This is a genomic window from Kribbella sp. NPDC059898, assembly GCF_042730855.1.
Lineage (GTDB): Bacteria > Actinomycetota > Actinomycetes > Propionibacteriales > Kribbellaceae > Kribbella.
Genome location: NZ_JBHWKR010000014.1, coordinates 55,488 through 79,750, shown reverse-complemented (window position 1 = coordinate 79,750; position 24,263 = coordinate 55,488). Strand labels below are relative to the sequence as shown.

Here is a 24,263-nt window from a genome sequence, read left to right as displayed (position 1 = left end):
CTCACTCATGAGCCTGACCGCCGCCGGTACCCACACCCTCCGTGAAGGTGCCTTTGGCAACGGTACGCACCTCAGCTGTCGCGCCTGCGGCGCGAAGTCCCCGCTGGGCCCGTTCTACGCCTGTATGGAGTGCTTCGGCCCGCTGGAGGTCGGGTACGAGTACCCGACCATCACCCGCGAGCAGATCGAGGCCGGCCCGAAGAACATCTGGCGCTACCAGCCGCTGCTCCCCGTCCCGGTGGACGTGGCGAGCTTCCCGAACACCGAGCCCGGCTACACCCGGCTCGTCGACGCGCAGAACCTGGCCCGTGAGCTCGGCCTGCGCAAGCTGTGGGTGAAGGACGACTCCGGCAACCCGACGCACTCCTTCAAGGACCGGGTCGTGGCGAGCGCGTTGAGCGCGACCCGCGAGCTCGGCATGAAGGTCTTCGCCTGCCCGTCCACCGGCAACCTCGCGAACGCCGTCGCAGCGGCCGCCGCCCGGGCCGGCATCCGCTCCGTGGTCTTCATCCCGAAGGACCTCGAGCGCCCCAAGATCATCACCACCGCCGTGTACGGCGGCACGCTGGTCGCGGTCGACGGTAACTACGACGACGTGAACAAGCTCGCCTCCGAGATCGCCGGCGAGGAGGAAGGCTGGGCGTTCGTCAACGTCAACGTCCGCCCGTACTACTCCGAAGGCTCCAAGACGCTCGCCTTCGAGATCGCCGAGCAGCTCGGCTGGCGGTTGCCGCAGCAGATCGTGATCCCGGTCGCGTCCGGCTCCCAGCTGACCAAGATCGACAAGGGCTTCACCGAGCTCGGCAAGCTCGGGCTCGTCGACGCCACGGACTACAAGGTGTACGGCGCGCAGGCGACCGGGTGCTCCCCGGTGGCGCAGGCGTTCCGCGACGGGCACGACGTGGTGAAGCCGGTGAAGCCGGACACGATCGCGAAGTCTCTGGCGATCGGGAACCCGGCGGACGGGCCGTACGTGCTGGACGTGGCCCGCCGTACCGGTGGCGCGATCGAGGACGTCAGCGACGACGAGGTCGTCGACGGCATCCAGTTGCTGGCCCGGACCGAGGGCATCTTCGCCGAGACCGCGGGCGGGGTGACGGTCGCGACGCTGAAGAAGCTGATCGCCACCGGGCAGCTCGACCCCGAGGCCGAGACGGTGATCATCAACTCCGGCGACGGGCTGAAGACGCTCGACGCCGTGGCCGACCGGGTCGGCCCCAAGGTGACCATTCCCGCGTCGTACGACGCCTTTGTGAAGGCAGGCCTGCAGTGAGTGTGAGTGTGCGCGTCCCGACCATCCTGCGGCCCTACACCCAGGGCGCCTCTGAGGTCTCCGCCGAGGGCGGCACGCTGACCGAGGTACTCGACTCGCTCGACACGTCGTACCCCGGTATCAAGGGCCGCGTCCTCGACGAGTCCGGCGAACTCCGCCGCTTCGTCAACGTGTACGTCGACGACGACGACGTCCGCTTCGCCGAAGGCCTCCAAACCACAATCAAGGACGGCGGCCAGATCTCCATCATCCCCGCCGTCGCCGGCGGCTGCTGATTCAGACCCGGCGTTGAGTCGTGGGTTTTGGCGCTGAAATCCACGACTCGCGGTTCGGGGCAGGAACCAATCGCCACGAGTCGGGGGCGGCTTAGGATTCGGGGATGCGTGGGGTTGTGGTTGAGGCGTACGGCGTTGTGCCCGTCGTACGAGATGTTCCGCGGCCGGAGCCGGAGGCCGGGGCGGTTGTACTGAAGGTCGAGGCCACCGGGTTGTGCCGGAGTGACTGGCACGGGTGGATGGGGCACGACCCGGACATCGTGTTGCCGCATGTGCCCGGGCACGAGTTGGCGGGGACGATCGCCGCGGTCGGGGCCGGGGTGTCCGGGTGGGTGGTCGGGGATCGGGTGACGACGCCGTTCATCTGCGCGTGCGGGACGTGCGAGCAGTGCCTCGAAGGTAATCAGCAGGTCTGCCCGAACCAGCTGCAGCCGGGGTTCAACTACTGGGGTTCGTTCGCCGAGTACGTCGCCGTACCGTACGCCGAGGTGAACCTGGTCCGGCTCCCCGACGACATGGACTTCGCCACCGCCGCGGGCCTCGGCTGCCGCTTCGCCACGTCGTTCCGCGCCGTCCACCAGGTCGCCCAGGTAACCGCCGGCGAACACGTAGCCGTCTTCGGCTGCGGCGGCGTAGGCCTCTCCGCGGTGATGATCGCCACCGCCCTGGGCGCCGAGGTCACCGCCATCGACACCAACCCCGACGCCCTCACCCTGGCCCGCACCTACGGCGCCACCCACACCCTCCAACCTCCTGCAGACCTCACCGAAGTCGGTCGCCCGCACGTCACCATCGACGCGCTGGGCTCCAGCGACATCGTCCAGCAAGCCCTGCGGGCTCTCCGCCCCCGAGGCCGCCACGTCCAGATCGGCCTCCTTCCCGCCGGCGTGAACCTCGACGTAGCCCGCCTGATCGGCCAGGAACTCTCCTGGCTCGGCAGCCACGGCATGCCCGCCCACGCCTACCCCGAAATGCTCAACCTAGTTGCCACCGGCAACCTCAACCCCGGCCGCCTGATCACCCGCACCATCACCCTCGAAGAAACCCCAGCCGCCCTGGCAGCCCTCTCCACCGGCACCCCCGCCGGCGTCACCGTCATCACCCCGTAGCTACAGGCGGATCAGGTAGACGGTGGGTGGGCGGCCGGTGCGGCCGTGTTGCTGGGTGCCGGTGGGGGCGGCCAGGCCGGCTCGTTCGAGGCGTTTGAGGACTCGGCGGGCGGTGCGGAGCTGGACGGCCAGGTGGTCGGCGACGTCCTGGGTGGTGAGGCCGTCGGGGAGGGTGGCGGTCAGTTCTCGCATGCGGGCGAGGGTTTGGGTGTTGAGGCCGACGCGGCGGGCGAGCAGCGGGAGGCTTTCGGTGCCGCGGATGGTGGCGGGCTGGTCGCCGGTGGGCTCGATGACGATCTCGACGTCGTCGGACATCGACACCACGCCCGCGACGGTGCCGATCGACGCGGCCCGGCCGACCGCGCGGCGGGCCAGGGCCTCAGCCTCCGCGGCGGTGCGGCCGATGCCGAACCCGACGTACGCCGTGCTGTGTCGCGCGGCCAGGTGATCCAGCAAGGGCATGCGGGAGAACTGCTCCGTCGCCTGCTCGAGCAGGCCGCGTGTGGTGACGACGAGGTGCCGGCCGTCGGGGAGGGCGGCGAGGCTGCCGCCGAGCGTGATCAGGTCGGCGGCGAGCGCGTCGTCCGGCTCCGGGAGGTCGATGACGCCGAGCGCGACCTGCGCGTCGCCGACGTGCTGGCCGGTGGTCGTCAGTACGAGCGCCTGCAGCGTCGAGCGGATCGAGTACCTCGACGGGGCGAGCCGGACCGAGGGCATCTCGTTCTCGATCAGGTGGAACGCCGACCCGAGACAGCTGATCGCGACCTTCGTGTCGTGCTTCGCCCGCGCGTTCCGGTGGAACTCGACGATGTCGTCCGAGGTCAGCCCGGGCCGGTACGGCAGCACGTGGATCCGGTCCGTCGGCAGCTTCGCCTCGATCAGCGTCTCCAGTACTTCGGAACGCCGGAGCGTGTCGATCGAGAACTGCGTGACGTTGTGCCCGAGCCGGAGCAGCTCGACCAGCGCCCGGAGCAGCGTCGCGCCGTCGTACGAGACGTACATCGCCGGCCGGTCGACCGCGCCGGCCTCGGTGGCGATCGTGTACGGGACGACCCCGGTGAACAGGAACGCGTCGACGTCACCGTGCGCCTGCCGGACCAGGTCGACCGCCTCGGTCTCGTGCCGGTACGGGAGCGGGACCAGCGTCGTACCGCTCGGGGCGCCGACCGCGGTCACCCGCTGGACCAGGTCCTCCGGGCCGACGACCCCGACGCAGATCCCCACGGCAGCCTCCGACGACTTCTGGTCTGGCCCTCAAGTCCTCTCACCACGCAGAATAGCGCAGCACGGGCCTGAGATCTTGACGTCCGGCCGGTACTCTCCTAGTTTCGGTCAAGACCACAATTACCGCCACCCCCTGAGGCGGATCCAGGGAGCGTCGGTGTGGTGGAGCGAAGGAGGGAGCGCGCCACCTCACTGCCCCTGCAGCTCCCGCAAGCAGCGGATCACCAGCTCACGCTCGCCCGGCGGGAGCGTCGGCCCGTACGGATCGTGCGCGGCCGCGGCCGGTACCAGCCCCTCCCACTCGGCCGCCCAGAGCATCCGTTGCACGTACCCCTCGATCGGCGCGTAGAACGTCGCCGCCGCGAACCGGTCCAGCCGGTCCGACGCGGCCAGGAACTCCGCGTGCTCGCCGGCCGTCCAGGCCCGCAGTACGGCGGCCGACAGCTCGACCTGTGCGGACGCGATCCCGACGAGCGCGGTGTCGGCGCCCCACATGAACGACGGGCCGTACATCCGGTCCTCGCCGGTGATCAGCAGCTTCCCGGTACCGCGGCCGGCCCAGATCGCGTCCTGGCAGCCGATCGCCCGGTCCAGCGTGGCGGTCTTCACGCCGAGCATCGCGTCCAGCGACAGCAGGTCCCGGATCAGGTCAGGTGAGTACGGATACCCGCCGGCCTCGCCGTGCAGGTAGAACCCGACCAGCGGCAGCCCGCTCTCCGCCGTGACCCGCTCGTGCAGCGCGACCGCCTGCGCGTGCCCGTCCGCGACCTCGTTGAACCCGGCCAACGGGTACACCATCACCGCGTCGGCCCCGCCCGCCGCCGCGGCCCGCGCCATCTCGACGGTCGCGTCCGCCGCCTCCCGCAACGTCTGCGCGTCGGCGGATTTCGGTACGCCGACCCCCGCCACGATCGGTACGTCGGTCGCGGCCCGCCACGTCTCGAGCACCTTCACCCGATCACCGGGCGACAGGTACAGTCCGCGGCCGGTGTGTGCCCAGACAGCGACCCCGCCGATCGCGTGCCTCGTCAGCGTCACGGCGTACGCGGACAAGGCGTCGTACGCGACGACCCCGTCGGGGTCCATCGGCGTGACGACCGCGGGGAGGAGGGTGCCGCGAAGGCGTTCTACGAGCGGATGCATCAGATGACCTCTCAGACGTCGTGGCCGAGACCGGGGCGCTTGGGTACGTCGATCCAGCCGTCGCAGTCGGCGAACACGGTCGGGGCCAGCGGGTCCTCGTCGACCATCAGCGGACCCACCAGATCCGCTGCGACGGTGGCGCCCGGCACGGCGGCGGCCAGGTGGACGGCGGCCAGCGTGGCGACGCCCAGCTCCGGCATCGAGCCTACCTTCACCGCGAGCCCGGCCGCCTCGGCGACCGCGGCGATCTGCAGCGCGCGGTGCAGGCCGCCGACCTTCAGGATCTTGATGTTCAGTACGTCGGCGGCGCCGCGGCGGGCGATCTCCAGCGCGTCGTGCAGCGAGTGCATGCTCTCGTCGACCATCACCCGTACGTCGAGGCGGTCGCGGAGGCGGACCAGCCCGGCGAGGTCCCAGCGGGGGAGCGGCTGTTCGAGGAGCGTGAGGCCGGCGGCGCTCATCTTCGCGAGGTACGGGAGCGCGGTGGTCGCGTCGTACCCCTCGTTGGCGTCCAGGCAGAGCTCGGCGTCGGCGGGGATCGCGGCGCGGACCGCGCGGATCAGCTCGAGGTCCTTCGCGGGGTCGTGGCCGCCCTTCACCTTCAGGTGCGTGAACCCGCGGCCGGCGTACTCCGCGGCCTCGGCGGCCATCTCGTCGAGCGTGCCGAGGCCGACGACCCAGGTGGTCTGCACACGGTCCCGGACGCTGCCGCCGAGCAGGGCGTGCACGGGCCAGCCGCTGAGGCGTCCCGCGAGGTCGAAGAGCGCGATGTCGAGGCCGGCCTTGGCGACCTGCTGGCCGCGCAGTACGCCGTCCATCACGACGTGCGCGCCGGCCCGGTCGAGCGGGTCGCGGCCGACCAGCGCCGGCGCCAGGTGCTCCTCGATCGCGGCCTGGACCCCGGCCAGCGTCTCACCGGTGTACGCCGTCATCGGGGACGTCTCGCCGATCCCGACCGCGCCGTCCGCGGTGTGCACCTCGACGACCAGGCTGATCAGCTCGTTGCTGACCCCGCTGCTGATCTGGAACGGCCGCCGGTAGCGGGCGCTCACCACCCGGGTCTTGACCGCGCTGATCGGCGCGGCCGCTCCCCCGTCCGGCAAACCGGCCGGCTCTGCTGCAAGACTCATGACCGGCTCCTAGCGTTCTGGGCGGAAAGCATTTACGGTCAAGACCGTAAATACCCTAAGCGCTCCCTGTCAACGGCGGAAGGTGGCACCCCTGATGCGGCTGGGTCTGTATCTGAACCTCTACGGCACCCCGGACGAGCGGCCCCGGTTGGCCGACGCCGTCGAACAGGCGAAGCTCGCAGAGCAGGCCGGGTTCGAATGGGTGGTGCTCGGCGAACGGCACCTGCACCGGCCCGGGTACCACGAGATCCTCACCTCGATGACCTGGCTGGCCGCGCACACGTCGCGGATCGGGATCGCGACGGCGGGGATCGTGGCGCCGCTGTACGACCCGGTGGTGCTGGCCGAGACGCTGGCGCACATCGACGTACTGTCGGGCGGGCGGCTGACGGCCGGGTTCGTGCTCGGGTACCGGCCGGAGGAGTTCGCGCTGTACGGCGTACGGCAGGCGGAGCGGGTTGCGCGGTTCGAGGAGGGGCTGGAGATCCTCACCCGGCTGTGGACGTCCGACGAGGTGACGTACGACGGGAAGTTCACGTCGATCTCCGAGGCGTACCTGTCGCCGCGCCCGGTGCAGTCCCCGCGACCGCGGTTGTGGAACGGCGGGCGGGTGTCCGCCGTACTGGAACGGACGGCGCGGATGTGCGACGGGTGGACGACGTCCTTCAACGAACTCGACGCCGATCTGCCGGACAAGATCGCGGAATACCGGTCGTATCCCCAGGGCCCGTCGTCGCTCGGCCAAGAGGTCATCCTCTGCCGCGAAGGCTACTGCGCCGACACCTCCCAGCAGGCCCGCACAGTCCTCGAGGAGCCACTCCGCGACCTGTACGACGCCTATACCGGCTGGAAGCGCACATCGACGGACGCGGCCCGCTACACCCAAGGCTGGGACGACATCACCGCCCGAAGCCTCATTGGCTCCCAAGCCGAATGCGCCGACCGCCTCGCCCACTACACCGAAATGGGCGCCGACGGCATCATCCTCCGCATCCAGCCCCCCGGCATGAGCCAGTCCGACACCCTCAAATCCATCGAAAACTTCGGCAACCTGCTGTAGGTCCCCCACGCGTGCTCCGCGGCCGCTAGCTTCGTCGCTGCGCTCCTCAGACGCGTCCGCTCCGCGCGCTCCCACCCACCCCCCGGGCTGGCGCCCGGACTCTTGCCGGCTGCCGCCCGCGACCTGCTCGCCGGCGCTCGCGAGTGACAACCCAACCGACCGTGGTGAGACAGACCCGACTGTTCCACCGGGCGGACCTGGTCAGATACCTACGCCAGCGCCCGTATCGTCGCGCGAGCGTCGTCTGCGTGGGCGTGAACACTCACTGAGATGTCTTGTGCCGTCGGCACCCGGCCCCCGTGAAGGTCAATGAATCGGCGAGCTGTCCCCGGAATGGGCCGACGACTCAGATGGCGACCGCAAGTAATGTCACGACCTCATCTGCGCAGCCCCAGCTGAGGCTGACGCCCGCTCCGCTGTGTCCATAGTTATGAACGATCACGCGCCCGGTCGCTGATCGCTCCGCCTCGACACGAACCGTGGGTCTGGTCGGCCGCAGGCCGATTCGATGCCCGAGAATCGTGGCACGAGCGAGGCGAGGTTCCAGGGCGACGCACCTGTTCAAGATGGCAGCTGCGATCACGGCGTCTGGGTCGCGGTTCCATACTTCAGGCTCCGCGGTCCCACCGAGGATCACGTGATCGTTGTGCGGATAGATGGCGAGCAATTCGGACGAATCCCCGGTATCCGCCTCGACAAACTCCGTGAGGCCGGGGTTCGTCACTACTACGTGGTAGCCACGCACCGGAACCAGATCCGTATCGGGCACGAGTTGCCTGGCACCGATGCCCGCACAGTTCACGATCGCGGTCTGCGAGTCTGCACCAGCCTGATCCAGTGATTTCAACTGCCGGATGGTCAGCGTCCCGCCGGCCGCTTGCAGTCTGGCAAGCAAATAGTCGAGGTGAACTGGCATGTCAACCAGCGGAGCGCTGTACCGGACCCCGTGGCCGTAGCCGGTCGGGAGTTCCTCGACGGTGCAGGGTGTCCGGTCAGGCAGCAGGCTGGCCCAGTCCGGTGGGCCGTAGCTGCTTCGGGACACCTCGATGCCCTTCGTCACCCGAACGCCTGACTTCGGGTTGTCGGCTAGCTCGCGCAGAACGTCCAGGCTGCGGGCAGCCCAGGGAAGCACACGCTCGCGCGGCTCGACGAGCCACGGCCCCCACAGGGCACCGGCCACGGCAGAGGTGGTAGCTCGAGGCGGCTCGGCGGCGACCACGTCGACCTGATTGCCTGCCTCAGCCAGCCGGACGGCGGTGGTCAGACCAATCACGCCAGCACCGACGACAACGATCGGCTGCTTCACGACACCGACCCCCTGCGCAGACAGGATTCAAGGGATGGAAGGAAGTCGCGGACGTACTCATTGCGCTTGGCGCGCCGTAGCCGCGCCGCGAGCTTGCCCAGCACATCGAGGCTTCGAGCCGAGCGCACCGTGGCCGTTCGCGCGACGGCCGTGCGTCCAAGAATGCAGGCCTCCTCCAAGTCGCCACGACCGGCGGCCGCGGTCGCCAGCCACGCTCCCTCGAAGAGCGCGCGACGTTGCGCCTGATCGGCGAGTGGTCTGTCGTACGCACCTCGGCGCAGGAGCTTCTCCCCTGCACGCAGCATCGAACGGCCATTGGATGGGCTGCCGTTGTCCGAAGCGAGTGTGCCGACGTGCGTCAGCGCGTAACCAGCCTGGGTGTCGAGGTGACTAGGCGTCAGGTAGTACATCCATGCTGGGTCCTCTGAACGGTCGCTGCTGGCTAGCACGTCGAGCGCACTCTTGTGAGCCCGTTCGAACGCGGACAGATCGCCAGCCACGGCGTATCCGTAGGCCAAGCGCGTCTGAACTGACGCACGTACGCTCGCGGGGGCACGCTCGGCGATCTTGGCTGCGAACTCACCGAGAGCCACCGCGTCTGATGACTGCTCCCGGGTGGCCGCCTGGAATGCGAGATCGGCAACGATATGGGCGGCCATCGACTTGTACCCACATTCGTGCGCTGCTCGAAGGGCGGTGAACAAGTAGCGCTGCGCCGGGCCGTGAAGGCCGGCGTCGAAGGCCATCCAGCCGGCCAGTTGGCCGATCTCCGCGAGCGCCGAGAACAGGCGGGTCTCGACCGAACGGGGTTGGCTGCTTTGCCGCAGCAGCAACGCAACGGAGCGAAACTGTGCGCTCACATAGTCAAGATGAGCACCACCACCGCTGGCGTCATCCAGCCTTTGGAGCAAGGGAATTGACTGCTCGATCTGGTCGATCAGCGGGCCGGCTGCACCGGCGGTTGTGACGGCGTGTGCGGCCTTCTCGTCTGCCAGGTAGCCACCAGGAAACGATGTCAGACTGACACCCGAAATCGCCAGAAACTGTCTCCTGTCCAGCAACCCTGCCACCACCCAGTCATCGATAGCCCCAAGCGTGCCACCTCGAGTCCATGACTGCCGCATACCCGCGTCCGCCGGAATGACCACAGGGGAGTCCGTTGCCCGTCTCTGCCACAGTTCGCCGACAGTAACTAGGCGCCCGAGCTCACAGGACAGCAGATGCGCAACGAGCGCGGGAAGTGGCGGGCGAGGCACGCCACCCGAGTCGCGCCAGTGGTACGGCGCCGTCTCGGCGACCGTTCCTGCGCCGAATTCTCGGTTGAGGCGGCGCGCCAGCAGGCGAGGTGACCAGTTCAGTTCCCGGAGGAGCTCATCCAGAACCTCGTTCACCAGAGCCCCCAGCTCCTCCGCATCGTCTCCACGATTGTCGCAGAAGTTGACGCTTTTGACGCAACTAGTACCTCCCCGTAATCGGAGGGCGTGGCTGAGTCTGGAACCCCAGCAAGCCCCGGATCTCGACAAGAAGCAGCCGGGGCACCCGATGCCCGTCCGCCAGTGGCAGGACCGGACGTGGAAGGACGAGTGATGACGACGCCGCTCGGGTTCATCTCGATGCCCTTCAGGAGAAACACCGGGGAACTCCTGGCAACACATCGACGACGCAGCACCTGCGCGAGCGACCGCGGCCTGCAACTCGCGAAGGTGTACGTGCAAGGCGCCGCGCGGCACCGTCTTCGACCTCCTCGGTTCTCTGCTCGAATCCGACGACCTCCCGCTCGTCGTACCGACACTCATCAACCTGGTTGCACTCGGCAACCCATCCCAGATCCGCGATCACCTGCGCAGCGGCGGCCACGGAGGTGGTGATCGCAGTCAAGCCGGCGGAGCGGACGTGCTGAGATGGGACAACCCTCGTTCTCCTCAGTCCCCACACTCCGCGTCCGTTCCGCCGTTCCACCGGGATCCGCGCCACCTCACCGACCAGCGAGCAGATCCCACCCTCCGTCGCACCGCTCGGCACCCCGGATCTACCTCCACGCAGCGCGGGTTCAGCCCCCGCCCCATACCCGATCGGAGCACCGCCGATGCCCGCCGTACAAGTAGTCGAAGACCAAGTCGCCAGCACCGAGACAGCGCGTTCCCAACCCGCGTGGTTGGCCGCTGAACCGGCTGCGCTGATCCTCCAGCCAACGTCGCTCTGCAATTTGGACTGCACATACTGCTATCTGCCGGCACGGAAACTGAAGCGCGACATGTCGCCAACTGTCGCCGAAGCGATCGCGTCAGGCATCCCGGACACGTGGCCGTCGGACGGCGTGCTTGAGGTCGTCTGGCACGGCGGCGAACCCCTGACCATCGGCGTCGCAGCGATGCGTGAGCTGTTGGCGCCGTTCGAGCAGTTGCGGCGCGCTGGCCGGATCATGCACGTGATCCAGACGAATGCGACCTTGATCAGCGACGATTGGTGCGATCTGTTCAACGAGTACGACGTGTCGATCGGACTCAGCATCGACGGCCCGCCCGACATGACCGGCAATCGCGTCGACTGGCGCGGCGAGCCGGCGTTCGACCGAATTGCTGCGGGGATCTCCAAGCTCGAGCAGCGAGACATCGGCTTCACGGTCATCGCAGTCGTCGACACGGCGAACGCTGGCCGAGCGCGCGAGCTATTGGACTTCCTCGCGAGCCTGGGTTGCCCATTCGTCGGCATCAATATGGAAGAGAAGGAGGGAGCGAACCAGCACGACGGGACACCAACGATCGAGCAGGCACGTGGCTTCTGGCGCGAGACGTTCATCTGGAGCCAAGGCAACCCACAGTTGAAGGTGCGGGAGGTCGAGCATCTGCTCGAATATCTCGCCTTGCCCCCGGCGGCGCGAGCGGCAGAGTGCTGGTCGATCCGATCCCGACAATCGGTTGGAACGGTGACACGGTCCTGCTCTCGCCCGAACTTCTGGGTGCTCGCAGCGAGAAATATCATGACTTCGTTGCAGGAACTGTTCTCACCGACCCGCTTCCGAGCATCATCGGTCGTGCCACGGAACTGCGCTACGTCCAGGAGTTCCGCGCTGGGATCGAGCGGTGCATCGCAACCTGCGAGTTCTTCGCTCACTGCCAAGGCGCCTACGCCGGAAACCGGTTCTTCGAGCACGGAAACTTCTTGGCCACTGAGACCGAGCACTGCCGGACCTCAGTACAGGCAGTGGTACTGGCACTCCACGACATCCATTCCGAGAGGAGCATCGCGATATGACAATCCTTGAGCAACTGGCTACCACCGCCAACAGCCAGGTCGCAGAGATGATCGAAACCCGACGGCAGGACACGCCGCCCCCGACAGTCGTCGGGTGGAACAACAAGCCGGGTTGGGACAACTGGGCGCAGAAGCCGAAGCCGTTCAAGAAGAAGACCATCTACTTCCGCGACCGGTAGGTTGGCCCCAATCACCTCTGTCCCGAACGGATGCTGATGGAGATCGAAGAATACGGACGAGCCAGGATCCTGAAGCCTTCCTTCGAGGACGACGAGTTGTCTGCGGTCGACGAACTGGATGGTGCTGGGTCGTTGACCGATTTCGAGTACGCCGACAAGTCTGTCCGCCACTTGATTGTGGCGGACACGACCTTGTCCGGCGGCCGGCTGAGGCAGATCGAAGCTGAGCGGGTGACATTCAGCCAGGTGACGCTTCAATCGATCGTGATCAATCGCTGCGTCCTGATGTCCAGCGACTGGATGGACGGCGTGATGTCCCGAGTGGTGTTCCGCGACTGCAAGATCCTCGGCGCCAACTTCGTCGACAACATGTGGAGCAACGTCGTCTTCGACAACTGCCGGATCGAGTACGCGACCTTCGACTCGATCCGCGCAAGCACGCCTGTTGTGTTCGTCGACAGCCGCTTCAAGGAGGTGAGGTTCCAGAGGTCAGAGCTTCCTGGCGGCCACATGTCGGGCTGCACCCTCGACGCCGTGGAGTTCGACGGCGGGACCTACACGGACTTCGACTTCCGCCGCACCGACCTATCCACCATCCGCGGCGCTGGCAACCTCAATGGCATCCTGATCGACGTCGTCCAAAGGCAGGAGCTCGCGGAGGCACTCGTATCCGAACTTGACCTGCGGTACGCCGAGGGGGACGACGGGTGACCGACGACAATCAGCGACGTGCCTGGATGGAAGGTCACCTGGAGTGGGCCGCGCACGAGTTCGGCGTTGAGCGGATCGGTCAGCCGTTGCACACCGGGCGACTTCACTCGGTCGGTTGCCGCGTTACCGATGCGGGTAGGGATGCCTGGCTCCGAGTTGTGTACGCAGACCCGGAATGGGGCGACGGCAACTACCTCGAGAAGAACCTTGCTGCCAACGCGATCCGGGGCGTGCCCAAACCCACGGTCAAGCGATGGAGAGAGTGGGAGGACGGCGGGCGCAGGATGCGCGGCGAGCTCAGCACATTTGTTGCCGATGCGGCCCTGTCCACCGGCATGACGCTCACTCGGGAAGTCGCCCTGCCCGAGCAATGGCTGTCCGATCTCAACCGGGCCCTGCACGGGCTCGCCGAGCACCCCGCACCGCCGACCGGAGTCGACGCAGACTATGTGAACGACGGCATCAGAGCATTCTTCGGCATCGATCTCGACATCGCCTCGGTGCCTTGGACAACCGCACACTGCGACCTCCACTGGGGCAACCTCACCAGCCCGACATTGACGATCCTGGACTGGGAAACCTGGGGCAGGGCGCCCGCCGGATACGACGCCGCAACCCTGGTCTGCACGAGCCTCGCCCGTCCAGACCTCGCTCGGACAGTGAGCGCAGCGCTTTCCGAGTTCCTCGACACACACACTGGACACGTCGCCACGCTCGCTGCGGCTACACGCCTACTCCGCTTTGCTGACGGTGGTGAACTGACCGAGTTGGCCCGCCCGGTCCGGCAGCACGCGACAGAGATCCTCAAGCGCCTCTAGACAGCTTCGGGCGAGGCGCTGCGATCGGCCCTCCACACGGATCAGGCGCAGCAGTCGATGACGTGACACCCCACGGACCGAGCGCTCGGATCCACTCGATAATCACAGGAGACCGGCATCAATCACAGGAGACCGGCATCGTAGGGCGGTCGCTCCGGCGGCAGCCGCGGAGTGCCTGCGGCAGCCGGCCGCTCCGGCGCTTAGCCGGGGGATCTACCACCTTCACCCGTCGAACACATCCGGCTGGCTCGCATCCCGAGGAGCCACGCACCACCTGCAGCCTTACGCACCTCCGCGAATGTGGTCACCCGCGTGGGGCTGACCACATTCGCCACCCGCCACATCTCACACCAGCCACACACGTCACCTCCGCACCGCCACTCCGCCCGTCACCACATCCGGCTCCACGTAGCACGCCGGCCGAGTAGTCACTCGCGAGCGGCAGCTCGCAAAACCGGGCGGCAGCCCGGGGGTGGGTGGGAGCGCGCGGAGTGGGTGCGCTGAGGAGCGGAGCGACGAAGTAAGCGCCCGCGGAGCACGCGTGGGGCTGACCACATCCCCCCGTTCACCACATCCCCCGTTCACGACATCCCCGGATGCCACCTCAGCCCGTCGTCAGATTCGGCTGTTAGGCCTTGAGGCCGGACATGGCGATGCTGTCGGTTAGGTAGCGTTGGAGGAGGCCGAAGACCAGGAGGCTGGGGACTACCGTGATGGTGGCGCCGGCCATTATCTGGTTGATGGGGACTGCTTGGCCTTGGAGGGTGGCCAGGCCGACGGTGAGGGTTTGCATCTTGCCGGACTGGCCGATGACCAGCGGCCAGAGGAAGTCGTTCCAGTGCCAGAGGAAGACGAAGATGCCGAGCGTGGCCAGGACCGGGCGGATCAGCGGGAGCACGATGGTGGTGAAGATGCGCCATTCGGGGGCGCCGTCGATCTCGGCGGCTTCGAAGAGTTCGTCGGGGAGTTGCATGATGAACTGGCGCATCAGGAACACCGCCTGCGAGTTCGCCAGCGTCGGCACGATCAGGCCCCAGTAGCTGTCCACCCAGTCCAGTTTCGCGACCAGGATGTACGACGGGATCAGCGTCGCCTGGAACGGCACCATCAGCGTCGCGAGGAACGCCCAGAACATGATCTCCCGGCCGGGGAACTTCTTCTTCGCGAAGGCGTAGCCGGCCATCGACGCGAACAGCAGTACGCACGCCACGGACACCAGCGAGTACAGCAGGGAGTTCACCGTCCAGCGCGGGATGTCCGAGCTGGACAGCACGTCCCGGAAGTTCTCCAGCGTGAAGTGCGCCGGGTTCAGTGCGCCGGGGAACGTCTGCCCGCTCGGCGGCGCGAACGCGACCAGTACCATCGCCGCGAACGGCACGATGGTCACGATCGCGGTCAGCGTCAGCAGCGTCGGCAACGTCAGCCGGGCCGTCGTACGGCGGCCCGTGACGGCCGTGTCGACCACCGGGCGGGCCTCGAGTACCTGCGTCATCTAGTCGTCCCTCCCGACGAGCCGGCGCTGTACGAGCGAGACGATCAGCACGATCAGGAACAGCACCAGGCCGATCGCGCTGGCGTAGCCGAAGTCGAAGTACTTGAAACCGCTGTCGTACAGGAAGTACACGATCGAGTAGCTGGCGTGCACCGGGCCGCCGCCGGTCATCACGTACATCGCGTCGAAGACCTGGAACGCGCCGATCGTCTCGATCACCAGCACGAAGAACAGCACCGGGCGGAGCTGCGGCAGGGTCACGTACCGGAACCGTTGCCAGGTGCCGGCGCCGTCGATCATCGCCGCTTCCAGGTACGACTTCGGGACCGCCTGCAGGCCGGCGAGCAGGATCAGCATCGAGTAGCCGAAGCCCTTCCAGGCCGAGGTGACCGCGATCGACGGAAGCACCGTGCTGGATTGGCTGAGGAAGTCGATCGGGCCGATGTGGACGATGCCGAGGATCGAGTTGAGCAGGCCGTCCTGGACGTCGTAGATCCACTTCCAGATGACGGCGGCGAGGACGATGCTCGTCACGTACGGGAGGAAGAAGACGCCGCGGAAGAAGCCGCGGTTCCAGACGACGCGGTGCAGGAGTACGGCGGTGCCGAGCGAGAGCAGGACGGTCAGCGGTACGAAGATCACTGTGTACGTCAGCGTGACGACGAGCGCGTCGCCGAACATGCCGTCGGAGAACAGGCGCTTGTAGTTGTCGAGGGCGATGAAGTCCCACTTGCCGCTGATCCGGTAGTCGGTCAGCGAGAGCAGGAGCGCGCCGACCACCGGCAGGAACCGGAACAGCAAGAACAGCACCAGCATCGGCGCAACGAACACCAACCCGACCCACGGCCGTCGGAGCCCGCCGCGAGACGAGCGGGGGATGGAGGCAGGCCCCGCCCGGCCTGCCTCCGAGTTCGTGTCGGTCAACGTTGTCTCGAGAGGAGGTCGTTGGCTTGTTTGGCGGCGTCGTCGAGGGCTTGCTGGGGCTGCTTCTTGCCGGTCAGGACGGCCTGGATGTCGGTGCTCAGGAACGACATGATCTGCCGCGCCGCCGGGTTCGGTTCACCCGGTACGGCGTACTGCAGGGCGGCGGCGAACTTCGGGGCGTTCGGGTCCGCGAGCTCGGACTTCGCGTCGGTGCGCGGGGAGTAGTACCCGGACGCCTTGGCCAGACCGTCGAGCTGGGCCGGCTGCATCATGAACGTGAGGAACTTCTTCGCACCGTCGATGTTCTCCGACGCCGCGTTCACGACCAGACCGCCCGGGAGCCCGAGCGCGGCCTGCTTCTCGTCCTTCAGCGGCAGCCCGATCTCGACGTTCGGCGCGCCCCACGTCTTCGCGGCCGTGCCGGCGTCGGCGAGGACCGAGCTGAACGACATCGCGACCTTCCCCTTGCCGAGCGGCGAGTCGGCGATCACGTTGCCCGCGGTCAGCGCGGTCTTCGGGATCGCGTCCTCGTCCCACAGCGTCTTGAGGAACGTCAGCGCCTTCAAACCGGGCGCCTGGTTGAACGCGACGCTCTTGCCGTCGTCGGCGAACACCTTGCCGCCGGCCTGCCAGAGCAGCGGGTAGAAGTTCAGGTTCAGCGTCGCCTCCGGCGAGGCCGAGTAGTCCAGCGTCTGGAACCCGGCGGCCTTCAGCTTCGGCGCCGCGGCCTTGACCTCGTCCCAGGTCTCCGGCGGCTTGGCGATCCCGGCCTTGGCCAGGACGGTCTTGTTGTACATCGTCGTGGTGACGGTGTGGTAGATCGGCGCGCCGTACACCTTGCCCTGCACGGTCAGGCCCGGTACGGCCGACGGCAGGAACTGGTCCTTCAGCGGGTTCACCACGTCGTCGACCGGCTCCAGGTTCCCGTTCGCGACGTACTGCGGGATCTGGTCCGGGATCATCGGCAGGACGTCGGGGCCCTTCTTGCCGGAGAACGCGGCCGCGAGCTTCTGGTCGCGGTCGGTCCAGGGCTGCTGCTCGATCTTCAGGTCGACGGTCGAGTTGGCGGCCTCGAAGTCGGTCTCGACCTTCTTCCAGTACGTGTCGTTGGCCGCCTTGTCGGCGATCACCGGGTACATCCAGAGCGTGAGGCTCTTCTTGCCCCCGCTGCTGCCGCTGTCACTGCCGCCGCAGGAACTGAGCGCTGCGGCCAGCACGAGCGCCGTAAGTGGTGCCGCAATGCGGCGGACGGTGAGTTTCATCGCACCCCCAGGGTGGTGTCCGGAAGTCAGGGCCGGAACTGCTCGAACCGAATAACGGTCAGGACCGAAAGTAGCCGGGGTGAATTTCGGCTGTCAACGGCTGATATCAATCCGGAACAGCTCGGAGCCGCTGGTCATCAGTAGTTGGTGGTCTCCCCGGACGCCGAGCCGCCGGTGGGCGTGCTCGACGAACAGCGTCGGGACGGACTTCGCCCCGGGCGCGATCCGGTAGATCTTGTTCAGGTCGATACTCACGTACACGGCCTCCGAGGTGGCCACGATGTCGCCGCTGGAGGTCGTCGTACCGAGCGTGAAGGAGCGCTTCAGCTTGCCGTTGCCCGGGGAGAGCGCGAACACGGTCTTGCCGGCCACGCCCCAGAGCAGGCCGTCCGGCCCGATCGTCACCGACGAGACCGTCGCCGCACCCGGCACCGGCACGGTTTCCCAGAGCTTCTTCTTCCCCGTCACGTCCCACGCGAACACTGTGCCCGCCGTGCGGGTCGGCGGGGTGGTCGTCAGGCCACCGGCGATCGACGTTCCGCCGTACACAATGCCGCAGCGCGACGTCAGGCCGAACACGGATTCGTCCTGTACGACGTTCCGGTACTTCTCCGACGTCCCGGTCGTGGGGTCGTAGATCACCAGCGCGCCGCCGAGCCGGTCGCCGTCCGGGACGGTACCGACAGCGATCTTGCCGTCGACCTCGGTCAGCGCCCGGGCGCGGGTCTGGAGCAGGTCCGGCTTCAGGTTGACCAGCTGGGTCGGGTTGTCCGGCGTCCCGGGCGGTCCGGGGGAGTACTCCGGGCTGCTCCAGGTCTTCGTGGGGTCGTACGCGTAGAGCCGGGCCTCCGGGTACGCGCCGACGTACACGGTGCCGTCGGACGCCTCCATCAGCGCCTCGACCTGGGAGAACCGGTTGAACTTCGCCTCGCCCGTCGACGGGTTGACCACCGAGACGCCGCCGTTGAGGAAGCCGCCCGCATAGATGCTGTTCTTCCCGCCGGCCACGGACAGGATCTCGATCGGCTCCCGGCGGACCTTGGTCTGGAAGATCTCGGACTTGCCGGTCTGCGGGTTGTACCGGAACTCCTCGCCGCGCCAGAGCGTGCCGACCACGCTGGTCCCGGGGTAGTCCGGCAGGTTCAGGTCGGCGTACCCGATCGAGCGGGCGTTCTGGATCCGGCCGGTGAACGTCAGGCCGGTCCCGGTCAGCGTCTTGGTGGCCGGGTCGTACTTCTTCAGCTCACTCGCCTGGATCATGTAGATCGAGCCGTCCGCCCCGACCGGCGAGATGTCCAGGCCGTGCTCGTTCGGGATCGTGTCGACCCAGGTCCTCGACGCGATGTCCCAGACGTACAGCGGTCCGGGGAACGCCGTACTGACCCGGGCGTACATCCGGCCGCCGCGGACGTTCACGTCGTAGACCACCTGGTTCTTCGGGTCGCCCATCCCGGGCGGCGCCGGGATCTCGGTGACCGCTCCGGTGTTGACGTCGACCTCGGAGAAGTACGCGTCCGGCTCGGAGCCGGTGTAGAGCTTGCCTCCTCCGTAGTCGATGCTCTTCACGTAGACCTGGCCGGCCTTGATCGTGCCGTAGTCGCGGACCGCGCCGGTCGCGTGGTCGTACCGGAACACCTTGCCGTGCGGGTACGTCCCGCCGTACACGTTGCCCTGCTCGTCGACGGTGATCCGCAGGACGAACGTCTCCGTCGGTAGTGGCCGGCCGAGGTCCTCCGCGGTGGTCGCGCCCGGCTTCAGCCGGTACAGGTGGCCGTTGTTGTAGGTGCCGGCGTAGATCGTGCCGTCCGGCGCGGCGGCGACCGCGTAGCTGCCGTCGGCGCCGGGCAACGCCGCGGACAGCAGGCTGTCACCGGTGGCCGGGTCGATCGCGTTCAGGTACGCCGGGCTGCCGCTGGACACGTTCCAGATCGCGGTCTTCCCGTTCGGGCCGGGCGCGACCGTGCCGCCGATCAGCAGTACGTCGGACAGCGGAGTGCCGAGTGAGACGACGGTGCCCACAGGTGGTTTGTTCCCCGCCTGCGCCGGGGTAGTCAGGGTGGTGCCGAGCACGGCGACGAGGGCCAGTGCGAGAAGGGAGCGGACTGATCGCATGCGATTGCCTCCGGGGTGCCGTATTTACGGTCCTGTCCGAAAGTGAAGCGCTCGCGGCGTGACGAAGTCAACGGCTCAGGAAAATTTGCCACTACTGGCAGCAATCCGCCCGGTTACGGCCCCGGCCGTTAGGTCGGCGGGAGGGCGTCGAGGAGCTCCTGGAGCAGCTCGCGGGTGGCGGCGAGGTAGCTGTCGTCGCGCTGCAGCGCCTTGCGGAAGGCGGCCAGTTCGGTCGGCGAGATCGTGTTCGAGAACGTGCTGACCTCGGTCAGGTCGAGGCGCCGGTTGAACAGGTGCGCGGTGTCCCGCCAGCGGTGCAGCATCCGGACCAGCTCGGCGTCCTTGTGCAGGCCGAGCGCTCCGGACACGAGCGCCAGGTCGACCGCGGACACGATCAGCCGCGGGTACACCTGCCGGCTCGTCGGCGCGTCCGGGGAGAACCGCGGGTCGTTCAGCAGCCGCTTGTTCTCGTCCAGCTCACCCTCGACGGATCGCAGTACCTCGGTACGGCGTTCCGCCTCGGACGTCAGCCGCTCCACGAAGATGCCGGTCAGCCCGGCCACCAGGGTCAGCGAGTTGACGGCCGGCTCCCAGCGCGAGTTGCCCGGCCAGATGAACCAGATGATGCCGAGGACGAACGCGATCCCCAGCAGGCCGTACGTCACCCAGCTGACCAGGCGGCGCCGGTTCACTGCGACCAGATGTCGTCGGCCAGGCTGTGCCGAGTCTCGACGGACCCGTTCGGCGCGAGCAGCAGCAGCTCCAGGCCGAACGGGTTCGGGCGGCGGGCGTACCGGAACTGGGACTGGATCGCCTCGATCGGGGTCAGCTCGCACGCCTCGGTGAGCCGCTTCAGCCGGTCCGCCGAGTACTTCCGGGTGGTGTAGAGCCGGATCGTGTCGCCGACCGGCAGCACCACCTCGGTGTGGTCCGGCAGCTCCATCCGGACCTCTTCGCCGGTGTCGTTCTGCCAGAGGATCTTGACCAGCAGCCCGTCGTCCTCGACCTCGCCGACGAACTTCACCAGGTCGTTGTTGATCTTCAGGTCGGTGTTGTACCGCAGCGCGCTGGTCACGAACTCCGCGAACGCCCGGGTCTGGTGGTACTCGTCCGCGGCCGCGTCGGCGGCCTGCTGGTCGAGGCGCGTCGTACTGGCGACCTCGAGCAGCAGCCGGTCCTGCGGCCGCAGCACCCGGGTGAGGGTGCCGAGCAGTTCCTCGTCGCTGTCGAAGTTCGCCAGCGTGTTGCCGGTGAGCGTGAACAGGATCGGCTCGTCGCCGACCAGCCGGGCCAGCATCTCGGCCAGCTCGTCGACGTTCTCGTCGATCGAGAAGTCCAGCTGCACCGGCAGCACCTGGGAGACCGGGAAGCGGGCGCCGCGGACCGGCTCCAGCGTGCCCATCCGGAGCATCTCGGAGCTCATGTCGACCGGGATGTAGTACATCTCCCGGTGGTTGCGGCGCATGTCGCTGAGGATCGTCCGGTCCTTGACGCCGGTGCCGACGCCGAGGCTGACCAGGTGGAAGCCGCCGTTCTCGACGTGCGGCCGGAGCTTGCGCCAGTGCCGCAGGAACGACTCCGTGCCGGCCTTCATCACCAGGTAGAACGGGTCGTTGGTGGCGTTCGCCCAGGCGATCGTCGGGCCGATGCCCCAGTACGAGAAGCCGGACGTGATCTGCTTGCCGTCGCCGGAGTCCGAGAACGGTCCGCGCAGGTCGCCGGTCAGCGTGGCGAGCTTGTCCGTCTGGTCCTCGCCGACCAGCAGCAAGGACCAGGCGAAATCGTCGTCCGCCAGCGCACGTTCGAGCTTCCGGATCACCGGTACCGGCTCAGTCACGTCTCACCCCTCACACGATGAGACGTCAGGTTACCGGTTACCGGACCGGACCGCCCTGGTCACACCGGGGTGACCGCGTCGGCCTCCCGGCCCTTCGGACCGTCGACGATCTGGAACTCGACCTGCTGGCCGTCCTCGAGCGTCTTGTACCCGTCGGAGACGATCTTGCTCCAGTGCACGAACACGTCGTCCTGCCCGTCGACGGCCAGGAAGCCGTACCCCTTGTCCGCGTTGAACCACTTCACGGTGCCGCGCACCATCGAATCTCCTCGACCACGGAACCCGCTTCACCCAGGCCCCTCGCGACCAGCAATCCTAATCGAGCCGCCGACGAGCAGCGCCGTGGCCACCAGAACCGCGCTCACCCACAGCGGTCCGCGGAAGCCGGCGAGGCCGATCGCGAGGCCGCCGAGGACCGGTCCGGCGGCGGCGCCGACGTTCAGCGCGGCGGTGGCCAGCCCGCCGGTCAGCACCGGGTACGCCGACCCGGCGTACAGCGCGTACGCGATCAGCGTCGAGCCGACCGCGAACGACAGCGCACCCTGCACGAGGACCAGGACGACGGACGGTACGACGTACGCCGCGGTGAGCGCGAAGGCGCACCACCCGAGCAGCAGGATGCCTCCGGCAACGAGTACGAGCCGGTGGTCGCTCCGGTCGGCGTACCGCCCGGCGACGGTCACGCCCGCGAACGAGCCGAGGCCGAACAGCGCGAGCAACGCCGGGACCCACGCACGGTCGAGCCCGGTGACGTCGGTGAGCACCGGCGACAGGTAGGTGAACGAGCAGAACGTGGCGCCGTTCACCAGGGCGCCGAGCAGCAGCAGTACGGCGAGCCGTGGCGACACGCGGATTCCGGCGTGGACGGTCGGCCCGGTGGCGCGGGATGGGGCCGAGCGGAGGATTCCGATCAGCGCGGGCAGCGAGATCAGCGCGACCGCCCAGAACGCCGACCGCCAGCCGAGGTACCGGCCGAGCACGGCACCCGCCGGTACGCCGACGATGCACGCGAGCGTCGTACCGCCGAGCAGGACCGACGTCGCGCGGCCCTTCGCGTCCGGGCGGACCAGGCTGGTCGCGGTAGCGAGCGCGATCGCGAGGAAGCCCGCGTTCGCCAGCGCGGCCAGGACGCGGGTGGCGAGCAGTACGGCGAAGCTGCTGGTCAGCGCGCCGACCACGTGGACCGCGAGGAAAACGGTCAGTGTCGCGAGCAGCGTCTGCCGCCGCGGCCAGCGGGCGCCGAGGACCGCGATCGCCGGAGCGCCGACGATCATCCCGAGCGCGAACGCCGACGTCAGCCAGCCGGCCGCCGGGATCGAGACGCCCAGGTCCTGGGCGATGTCCGGGCCGAGCCCGGAGAGCATGAATTCAGAGGTCGCCTGCGCGAAAACGGCAAGGCCGAGCAGATACAGCACGAAAGGCATGGAAATACTCCGTAACCAGAAGACGGCATGAGGTCGTCTCCGGCCGGTTCAGCGTGCGAACGGCCGGTGGTTACGGTTGGTCTGCCTCCGGGCTGGACATGGGGAGGAGTCTAGCCGCGGTGCGAGGCGGCCAGGCCGAGGAGGCCGGCGGCGACCAGTAGGAGGGCGCTGGTCACACCGAGGTCCTTGGTCTGCAGGACGCCGTTGTCGGTGAGCATCCAGATCGTGGCGGCGCCGGACAGGACGGTGCCGGCCACCACGCCGGGAACATCCGGCTTGGTCTTCCGCTGCTGGGTACTCATGCGCGCTCCACCCTGATGCTGCCGAGTTTGAGGTCGAGGTTCAGTGTGACCTGCTGCGGGCCGGCCTTGCCGTCCACGCCCAGGTCATCGAGGGTCAGCTGGGCATTGTGACCGTCCCGGCGCTGGTCCAGGAAGGAGGCATCTCCCATGCCAACCGACAGCTGTCCCTTCACGTCGACATTGTCCGGCACCTTGACGACCACGTTGCCGACGCCGCCGTGCACCTCCACCTTCGCGCCCGGGGCGAAGGTCGCCTTGGTCAGATCCAGGCTCACCGAGCCCGCGTCGAACTGGTACCTCGAACCGGTCGCGGTGATGGTCTGACCGGCCGGTGCCGTGTAGGTGGTGTCGGCGAAGTTCCGCGGTACGGCGGTGAAGACCGTGCTGACCACCGCACCGAGCGCGAGCAGGATGCCGAGCGGGAGCAGGCCGAGCGTCCGGCCGACGAACCCGCCGAGCAGCATGCCCGCGCCGAGCGTGGCCAGGCCGATCACCAGCATCGTGGACGTGGCCGCGCCGGCCAGTGCCGCGATCGCGATCGCCAGCCCGGTCAGGACGACGACGATCGACTTGACGCCGCGCATGCCCTTCGCCGGCGGTGCGGCCGGCGTGCTCGCGGCCGGCGTACGCGGGCCGTTCGGCGGCTCGTCGGCGTACAGCCCGAGGGGGTCGTCCTCGGTCCACACAGACTGGACCGGTTCGACGGTGCGGTCCTGGGGTCGCTGTGGGGCCGAGGACGACGGGCCCGCCGGCGGAGCCGACGGACCGGTCTGCGGGGGCGTGAACGCGGAGCTGTACTGCTGCCCCGACGTGGTGTCCTGCTGGCTCTGCTTGGTGCTGTTGCTCTTGCGGTGCTTGGAGAGCAGCCAGATGACCGCGATCACGATCACCGGACCCGGGATGAAGTGGCCGAACTTGAACGACGACATGGTCGCGATCGCGGCGAACACGCAGATCCCGATCACCACCGGCCAGAACCACGGGTGGTCGGTCCGGATCCGGTCCCCGAGCACGCCCTGCAGCGGCACCCGGTCGCTGCCCTCCTCGGGCATCAGCACCCAGGCCGCGAGGTAGAAGATCAGCCCGGGGCCGCTGATGATCAGTACGGCCATCACCACGCGGACCAGCACGGGGTCGATGTTCAGCCCGCGGCCGATACCGCCGCAGACGCCCGCGACCCAGCGGTCCGACCTGCTGCGCCGCCAGGTCTGGGGGTTCTGCAGGCGGTTGCGGTCGAACCCGGCGGGTCCACTCTGGTTCTGCTCCATGTCATCGATGGTCACACCGGATCCGGCACCGAACATCGGGGATGCACCCTGACGATCCCCGGAATGCCCGGAATTCGGGGTTCTCCCCGAGTCGACCCTGACCGCCGTACGGCCGCGCTGAGGAGGCGGCCGGGGACAAGCCTGCTGGTGTCGGGCCTG

23 protein-coding genes are annotated in these 24,263 nt (G+C 68.1%); 8 read left to right on the top strand and 15 right to left on the bottom strand.

What is annotated here, in order from left to right; all coding sequences use genetic code 11:
• Positions 1-7: 7 nt before the first annotated feature.
• The 3 genes from thrC (at position 8) to ACFV9C_RS34415 (ending at position 2,657) form a co-directional block, all read left to right on the top strand.
• Positions 8-1,273, top strand: a complete 1,266-nt coding sequence (gene thrC, locus ACFV9C_RS34425) for a threonine synthase (protein ID WP_380200206.1) — start codon at positions 8-10, stop codon at positions 1,271-1,273.
• Positions 1,270-1,548, top strand: coding sequence for a ubiquitin-like small modifier protein 1 (locus tag ACFV9C_RS34420; RefSeq protein WP_380200204.1), 279 nt, complete (start codon positions 1,270-1,272; stop codon positions 1,546-1,548). Before thrC ends, ACFV9C_RS34420 begins: the two co-directional genes overlap by 4 nt.
• Positions 1,549-1,652: 104 nt before the next feature.
• Positions 1,653-2,657, top strand: coding sequence for a zinc-dependent alcohol dehydrogenase family protein (locus ACFV9C_RS34415; protein WP_380200202.1), 1,005 nt, complete (start codon positions 1,653-1,655; stop codon positions 2,655-2,657).
• On the opposite strand, the gene ACFV9C_RS34410 is transcribed toward ACFV9C_RS34415, so the two are convergent.
• The 3 genes from ACFV9C_RS34410 to ACFV9C_RS34400 all read right to left on the bottom strand — a co-directional run bounded on the left by ACFV9C_RS34410 (position 2,658) and on the right by ACFV9C_RS34400 (position 6,154).
• Positions 2,658-3,881 (bottom strand): hypothetical protein, encoded by a 1,224-nt coding sequence (locus ACFV9C_RS34410; protein WP_380200200.1) that lies wholly within the window; start codon positions 3,879-3,881, stop codon positions 2,658-2,660. It lies immediately after the preceding gene.
• A 189-nt stretch (positions 3,882-4,070) separates the two neighbouring features.
• Positions 4,071-5,024, bottom strand: coding sequence for a dihydrodipicolinate synthase family protein (locus tag ACFV9C_RS34405; protein ID WP_380200199.1), 954 nt, complete (start codon positions 5,022-5,024; stop codon positions 4,071-4,073).
• An 11-nt stretch (positions 5,025-5,035) separates the two neighbouring features.
• Positions 5,036-6,154 (bottom strand): mandelate racemase/muconate lactonizing enzyme family protein, encoded by a 1,119-nt coding sequence (locus ACFV9C_RS34400; RefSeq protein WP_380200197.1) that lies wholly within the window; start codon positions 6,152-6,154, stop codon positions 5,036-5,038.
• A gap of 94 nt (positions 6,155-6,248) precedes the next feature.
• Here ACFV9C_RS34400 and ACFV9C_RS34395 point away from each other — a divergent pair, with 94 nt between their 5' ends.
• Complete coding sequence (locus ACFV9C_RS34395; RefSeq protein ID WP_380200195.1) at positions 6,249-7,214, top strand: LLM class flavin-dependent oxidoreductase; 966 nt, start codon at positions 6,249-6,251, stop codon at positions 7,212-7,214.
• A 346-nt stretch (positions 7,215-7,560) separates the two neighbouring features.
• On the opposite strand, the gene ACFV9C_RS34390 is transcribed toward ACFV9C_RS34395, so the two are convergent.
• On the bottom strand, positions 7,561-8,520 hold the full coding sequence (locus ACFV9C_RS34390) for an FAD-dependent oxidoreductase (RefSeq protein ID WP_380200194.1): 960 nt from the start codon (positions 8,518-8,520) through the stop codon (positions 7,561-7,563).
• Positions 8,517-9,911 carry a transcriptional regulator gene (locus ACFV9C_RS34385; RefSeq protein WP_380200192.1) on the bottom strand — a complete coding sequence of 465 codons (1,395 nt, stop codon included), beginning with the start codon at positions 9,909-9,911 and terminating at the stop codon, positions 8,517-8,519. Before ACFV9C_RS34385 ends, ACFV9C_RS34390 begins: the two co-directional genes overlap by 4 nt.
• A 695-nt stretch (positions 9,912-10,606) precedes the next feature.
• On the opposite strand from ACFV9C_RS34385, the gene ACFV9C_RS34380 reads away from it, so the two are divergent.
• The 4 genes from ACFV9C_RS34380 to ACFV9C_RS34365 are packed head-to-tail and all read left to right on the top strand — an operon-like array spanning position 10,607 to position 13,483.
• Positions 10,607-11,785 (top strand): radical SAM protein, encoded by a 1,179-nt coding sequence (locus tag ACFV9C_RS34380; RefSeq protein WP_380200190.1) that lies wholly within the window; start codon positions 10,607-10,609, stop codon positions 11,783-11,785.
• A complete protein-coding gene (locus ACFV9C_RS34375; protein WP_380200189.1) occupies positions 11,772-11,954 on the top strand; it encodes a hypothetical protein in 183 nt (60 codons plus the stop codon). Before ACFV9C_RS34380 ends, ACFV9C_RS34375 begins: the two co-directional genes overlap by 14 nt.
• A 30-nt stretch (positions 11,955-11,984) precedes the next feature.
• Positions 11,985-12,665 (top strand): pentapeptide repeat-containing protein, encoded by a 681-nt coding sequence (locus tag ACFV9C_RS34370; protein WP_380200187.1) that lies wholly within the window; start codon positions 11,985-11,987, stop codon positions 12,663-12,665.
• Complete coding sequence (locus ACFV9C_RS34365; RefSeq protein ID WP_380200185.1) at positions 12,662-13,483, top strand: hypothetical protein; 822 nt, start codon at positions 12,662-12,664, stop codon at positions 13,481-13,483. The genes ACFV9C_RS34370 and ACFV9C_RS34365 overlap by 4 nt, the downstream gene beginning before the upstream one ends.
• Positions 13,484-14,111: 628 nt before the next feature.
• Here ACFV9C_RS34365 and ACFV9C_RS34360 read toward each other — a convergent pair.
• The 10 genes from ACFV9C_RS34360 to ACFV9C_RS34315 all read right to left on the bottom strand — a co-directional run bounded on the left by ACFV9C_RS34360 (position 14,112) and on the right by ACFV9C_RS34315 (position 24,104).
• Positions 14,112-14,975 (bottom strand): carbohydrate ABC transporter permease, encoded by an 864-nt coding sequence (locus tag ACFV9C_RS34360; RefSeq protein WP_380200183.1) that lies wholly within the window; start codon positions 14,973-14,975, stop codon positions 14,112-14,114.
• Entirely contained in the window at positions 14,976-15,791 is an 816-nt protein-coding gene (locus ACFV9C_RS34355; protein ID WP_380200181.1) for a carbohydrate ABC transporter permease, read from the bottom strand.
• 104 nt (positions 15,792-15,895) lie between these two features.
• Positions 15,896-17,161 (bottom strand): extracellular solute-binding protein, encoded by a 1,266-nt coding sequence (locus ACFV9C_RS34350; protein WP_380200179.1) that lies wholly within the window; start codon positions 17,159-17,161, stop codon positions 15,896-15,898.
• A gap of 93 nt (positions 17,162-17,254) precedes the next feature.
• On the bottom strand, positions 17,255-19,273 hold the full coding sequence (locus ACFV9C_RS34345; RefSeq protein WP_380200177.1) for a hypothetical protein: 2,019 nt from the start codon (positions 19,271-19,273) through the stop codon (positions 17,255-17,257).
• A 128-nt stretch (positions 19,274-19,401) separates the two neighbouring features.
• Positions 19,402-19,965, bottom strand: coding sequence for a hypothetical protein (locus ACFV9C_RS34340; protein WP_380200175.1), 564 nt, complete (start codon positions 19,963-19,965; stop codon positions 19,402-19,404).
• A complete protein-coding gene (locus ACFV9C_RS34335) occupies positions 19,962-21,110 on the bottom strand; it encodes an L-histidine N(alpha)-methyltransferase (protein ID WP_380200173.1) in 1,149 nt (382 codons plus the stop codon). Before ACFV9C_RS34335 ends, ACFV9C_RS34340 begins: the two co-directional genes overlap by 4 nt.
• Positions 21,111-21,169: 59 nt before the next feature.
• On the bottom strand, positions 21,170-21,370 hold the full coding sequence (locus ACFV9C_RS34330) for a cold-shock protein (protein WP_132316966.1): 201 nt from the start codon (positions 21,368-21,370) through the stop codon (positions 21,170-21,172).
• Between the two features lie 27 nt (positions 21,371-21,397).
• Positions 21,398-22,534, bottom strand: coding sequence for a Cmx/CmrA family chloramphenicol efflux MFS transporter (locus ACFV9C_RS34325; protein WP_380200170.1), 1,137 nt, complete (start codon positions 22,532-22,534; stop codon positions 21,398-21,400).
• 110 nt (positions 22,535-22,644) lie between these two features.
• Positions 22,645-22,836 (bottom strand): hypothetical protein, encoded by a 192-nt coding sequence (locus tag ACFV9C_RS34320; RefSeq protein WP_380200168.1) that lies wholly within the window; start codon positions 22,834-22,836, stop codon positions 22,645-22,647.
• A complete protein-coding gene (locus tag ACFV9C_RS34315) occupies positions 22,833-24,104 on the bottom strand; it encodes a PspC domain-containing protein (protein ID WP_380200166.1) in 1,272 nt (423 codons plus the stop codon). The genes ACFV9C_RS34320 and ACFV9C_RS34315 overlap by 4 nt, the downstream gene beginning before the upstream one ends.
• Positions 24,105-24,263 lie beyond the last annotated feature (159 nt).

What these genes read in the sequence shown, in the direction of transcription:
- thrC (WP_380200206.1), top strand. Translation starts at nt 8, where the DNA reads ATGAGCCTGACCGCCGCCGGTACCCACACCCTCCGTGAAGGTGCCTTT.
- ACFV9C_RS34415 (WP_380200202.1), top strand. Translation starts at nt 1,653, where the DNA reads ATGCGTGGGGTTGTGGTTGAGGCGTACGGCGTTGTGCCCGTCGTACGA.
- ACFV9C_RS34405 (WP_380200199.1), bottom strand. Translation starts at nt 5,024, where the DNA reads ATGCATCCGCTCGTAGAACGCCTTCGCGGCACCCTCCTCCCCGCGGTC.
- ACFV9C_RS34400 (WP_380200197.1), bottom strand. Translation starts at nt 6,154, where the DNA reads ATGAGTCTTGCAGCAGAGCCGGCCGGTTTGCCGGACGGGGGAGCGGCC.
- ACFV9C_RS34395 (WP_380200195.1), top strand. Translation starts at nt 6,249, where the DNA reads ATGCGGCTGGGTCTGTATCTGAACCTCTACGGCACCCCGGACGAGCGG.
- ACFV9C_RS34380 (WP_380200190.1), top strand. Translation starts at nt 10,607, where the DNA reads ATGCCCGCCGTACAAGTAGTCGAAGACCAAGTCGCCAGCACCGAGACA.
- ACFV9C_RS34375 (WP_380200189.1), top strand. Translation starts at nt 11,772, where the DNA reads ATGACAATCCTTGAGCAACTGGCTACCACCGCCAACAGCCAGGTCGCA.
- ACFV9C_RS34370 (WP_380200187.1), top strand. Translation starts at nt 11,985, where the DNA reads ATGCTGATGGAGATCGAAGAATACGGACGAGCCAGGATCCTGAAGCCT.
- ACFV9C_RS34360 (WP_380200183.1), bottom strand. Translation starts at nt 14,975, where the DNA reads ATGACGCAGGTACTCGAGGCCCGCCCGGTGGTCGACACGGCCGTCACG.
- ACFV9C_RS34355 (WP_380200181.1), bottom strand. Translation starts at nt 15,791, where the DNA reads ATGCTGGTGCTGTTCTTGCTGTTCCGGTTCCTGCCGGTGGTCGGCGCG.
- ACFV9C_RS34350 (WP_380200179.1), bottom strand. Translation starts at nt 17,161, where the DNA reads ATGAAACTCACCGTCCGCCGCATTGCGGCACCACTTACGGCGCTCGTG.
- ACFV9C_RS34345 (WP_380200177.1), bottom strand. Translation starts at nt 19,273, where the DNA reads ATGCGATCAGTCCGCTCCCTTCTCGCACTGGCCCTCGTCGCCGTGCTC.
- ACFV9C_RS34330 (WP_132316966.1), bottom strand. Translation starts at nt 21,370, where the DNA reads ATGGTGCGCGGCACCGTGAAGTGGTTCAACGCGGACAAGGGGTACGGC.
- ACFV9C_RS34325 (WP_380200170.1), bottom strand. Translation starts at nt 22,534, where the DNA reads ATGCCTTTCGTGCTGTATCTGCTCGGCCTTGCCGTTTTCGCGCAGGCG.
- ACFV9C_RS34320 (WP_380200168.1), bottom strand. Translation starts at nt 22,836, where the DNA reads ATGAGTACCCAGCAGCGGAAGACCAAGCCGGATGTTCCCGGCGTGGTG.
- ACFV9C_RS34315 (WP_380200166.1), bottom strand. Translation starts at nt 24,104, where the DNA reads ATGGAGCAGAACCAGAGTGGACCCGCCGGGTTCGACCGCAACCGCCTG.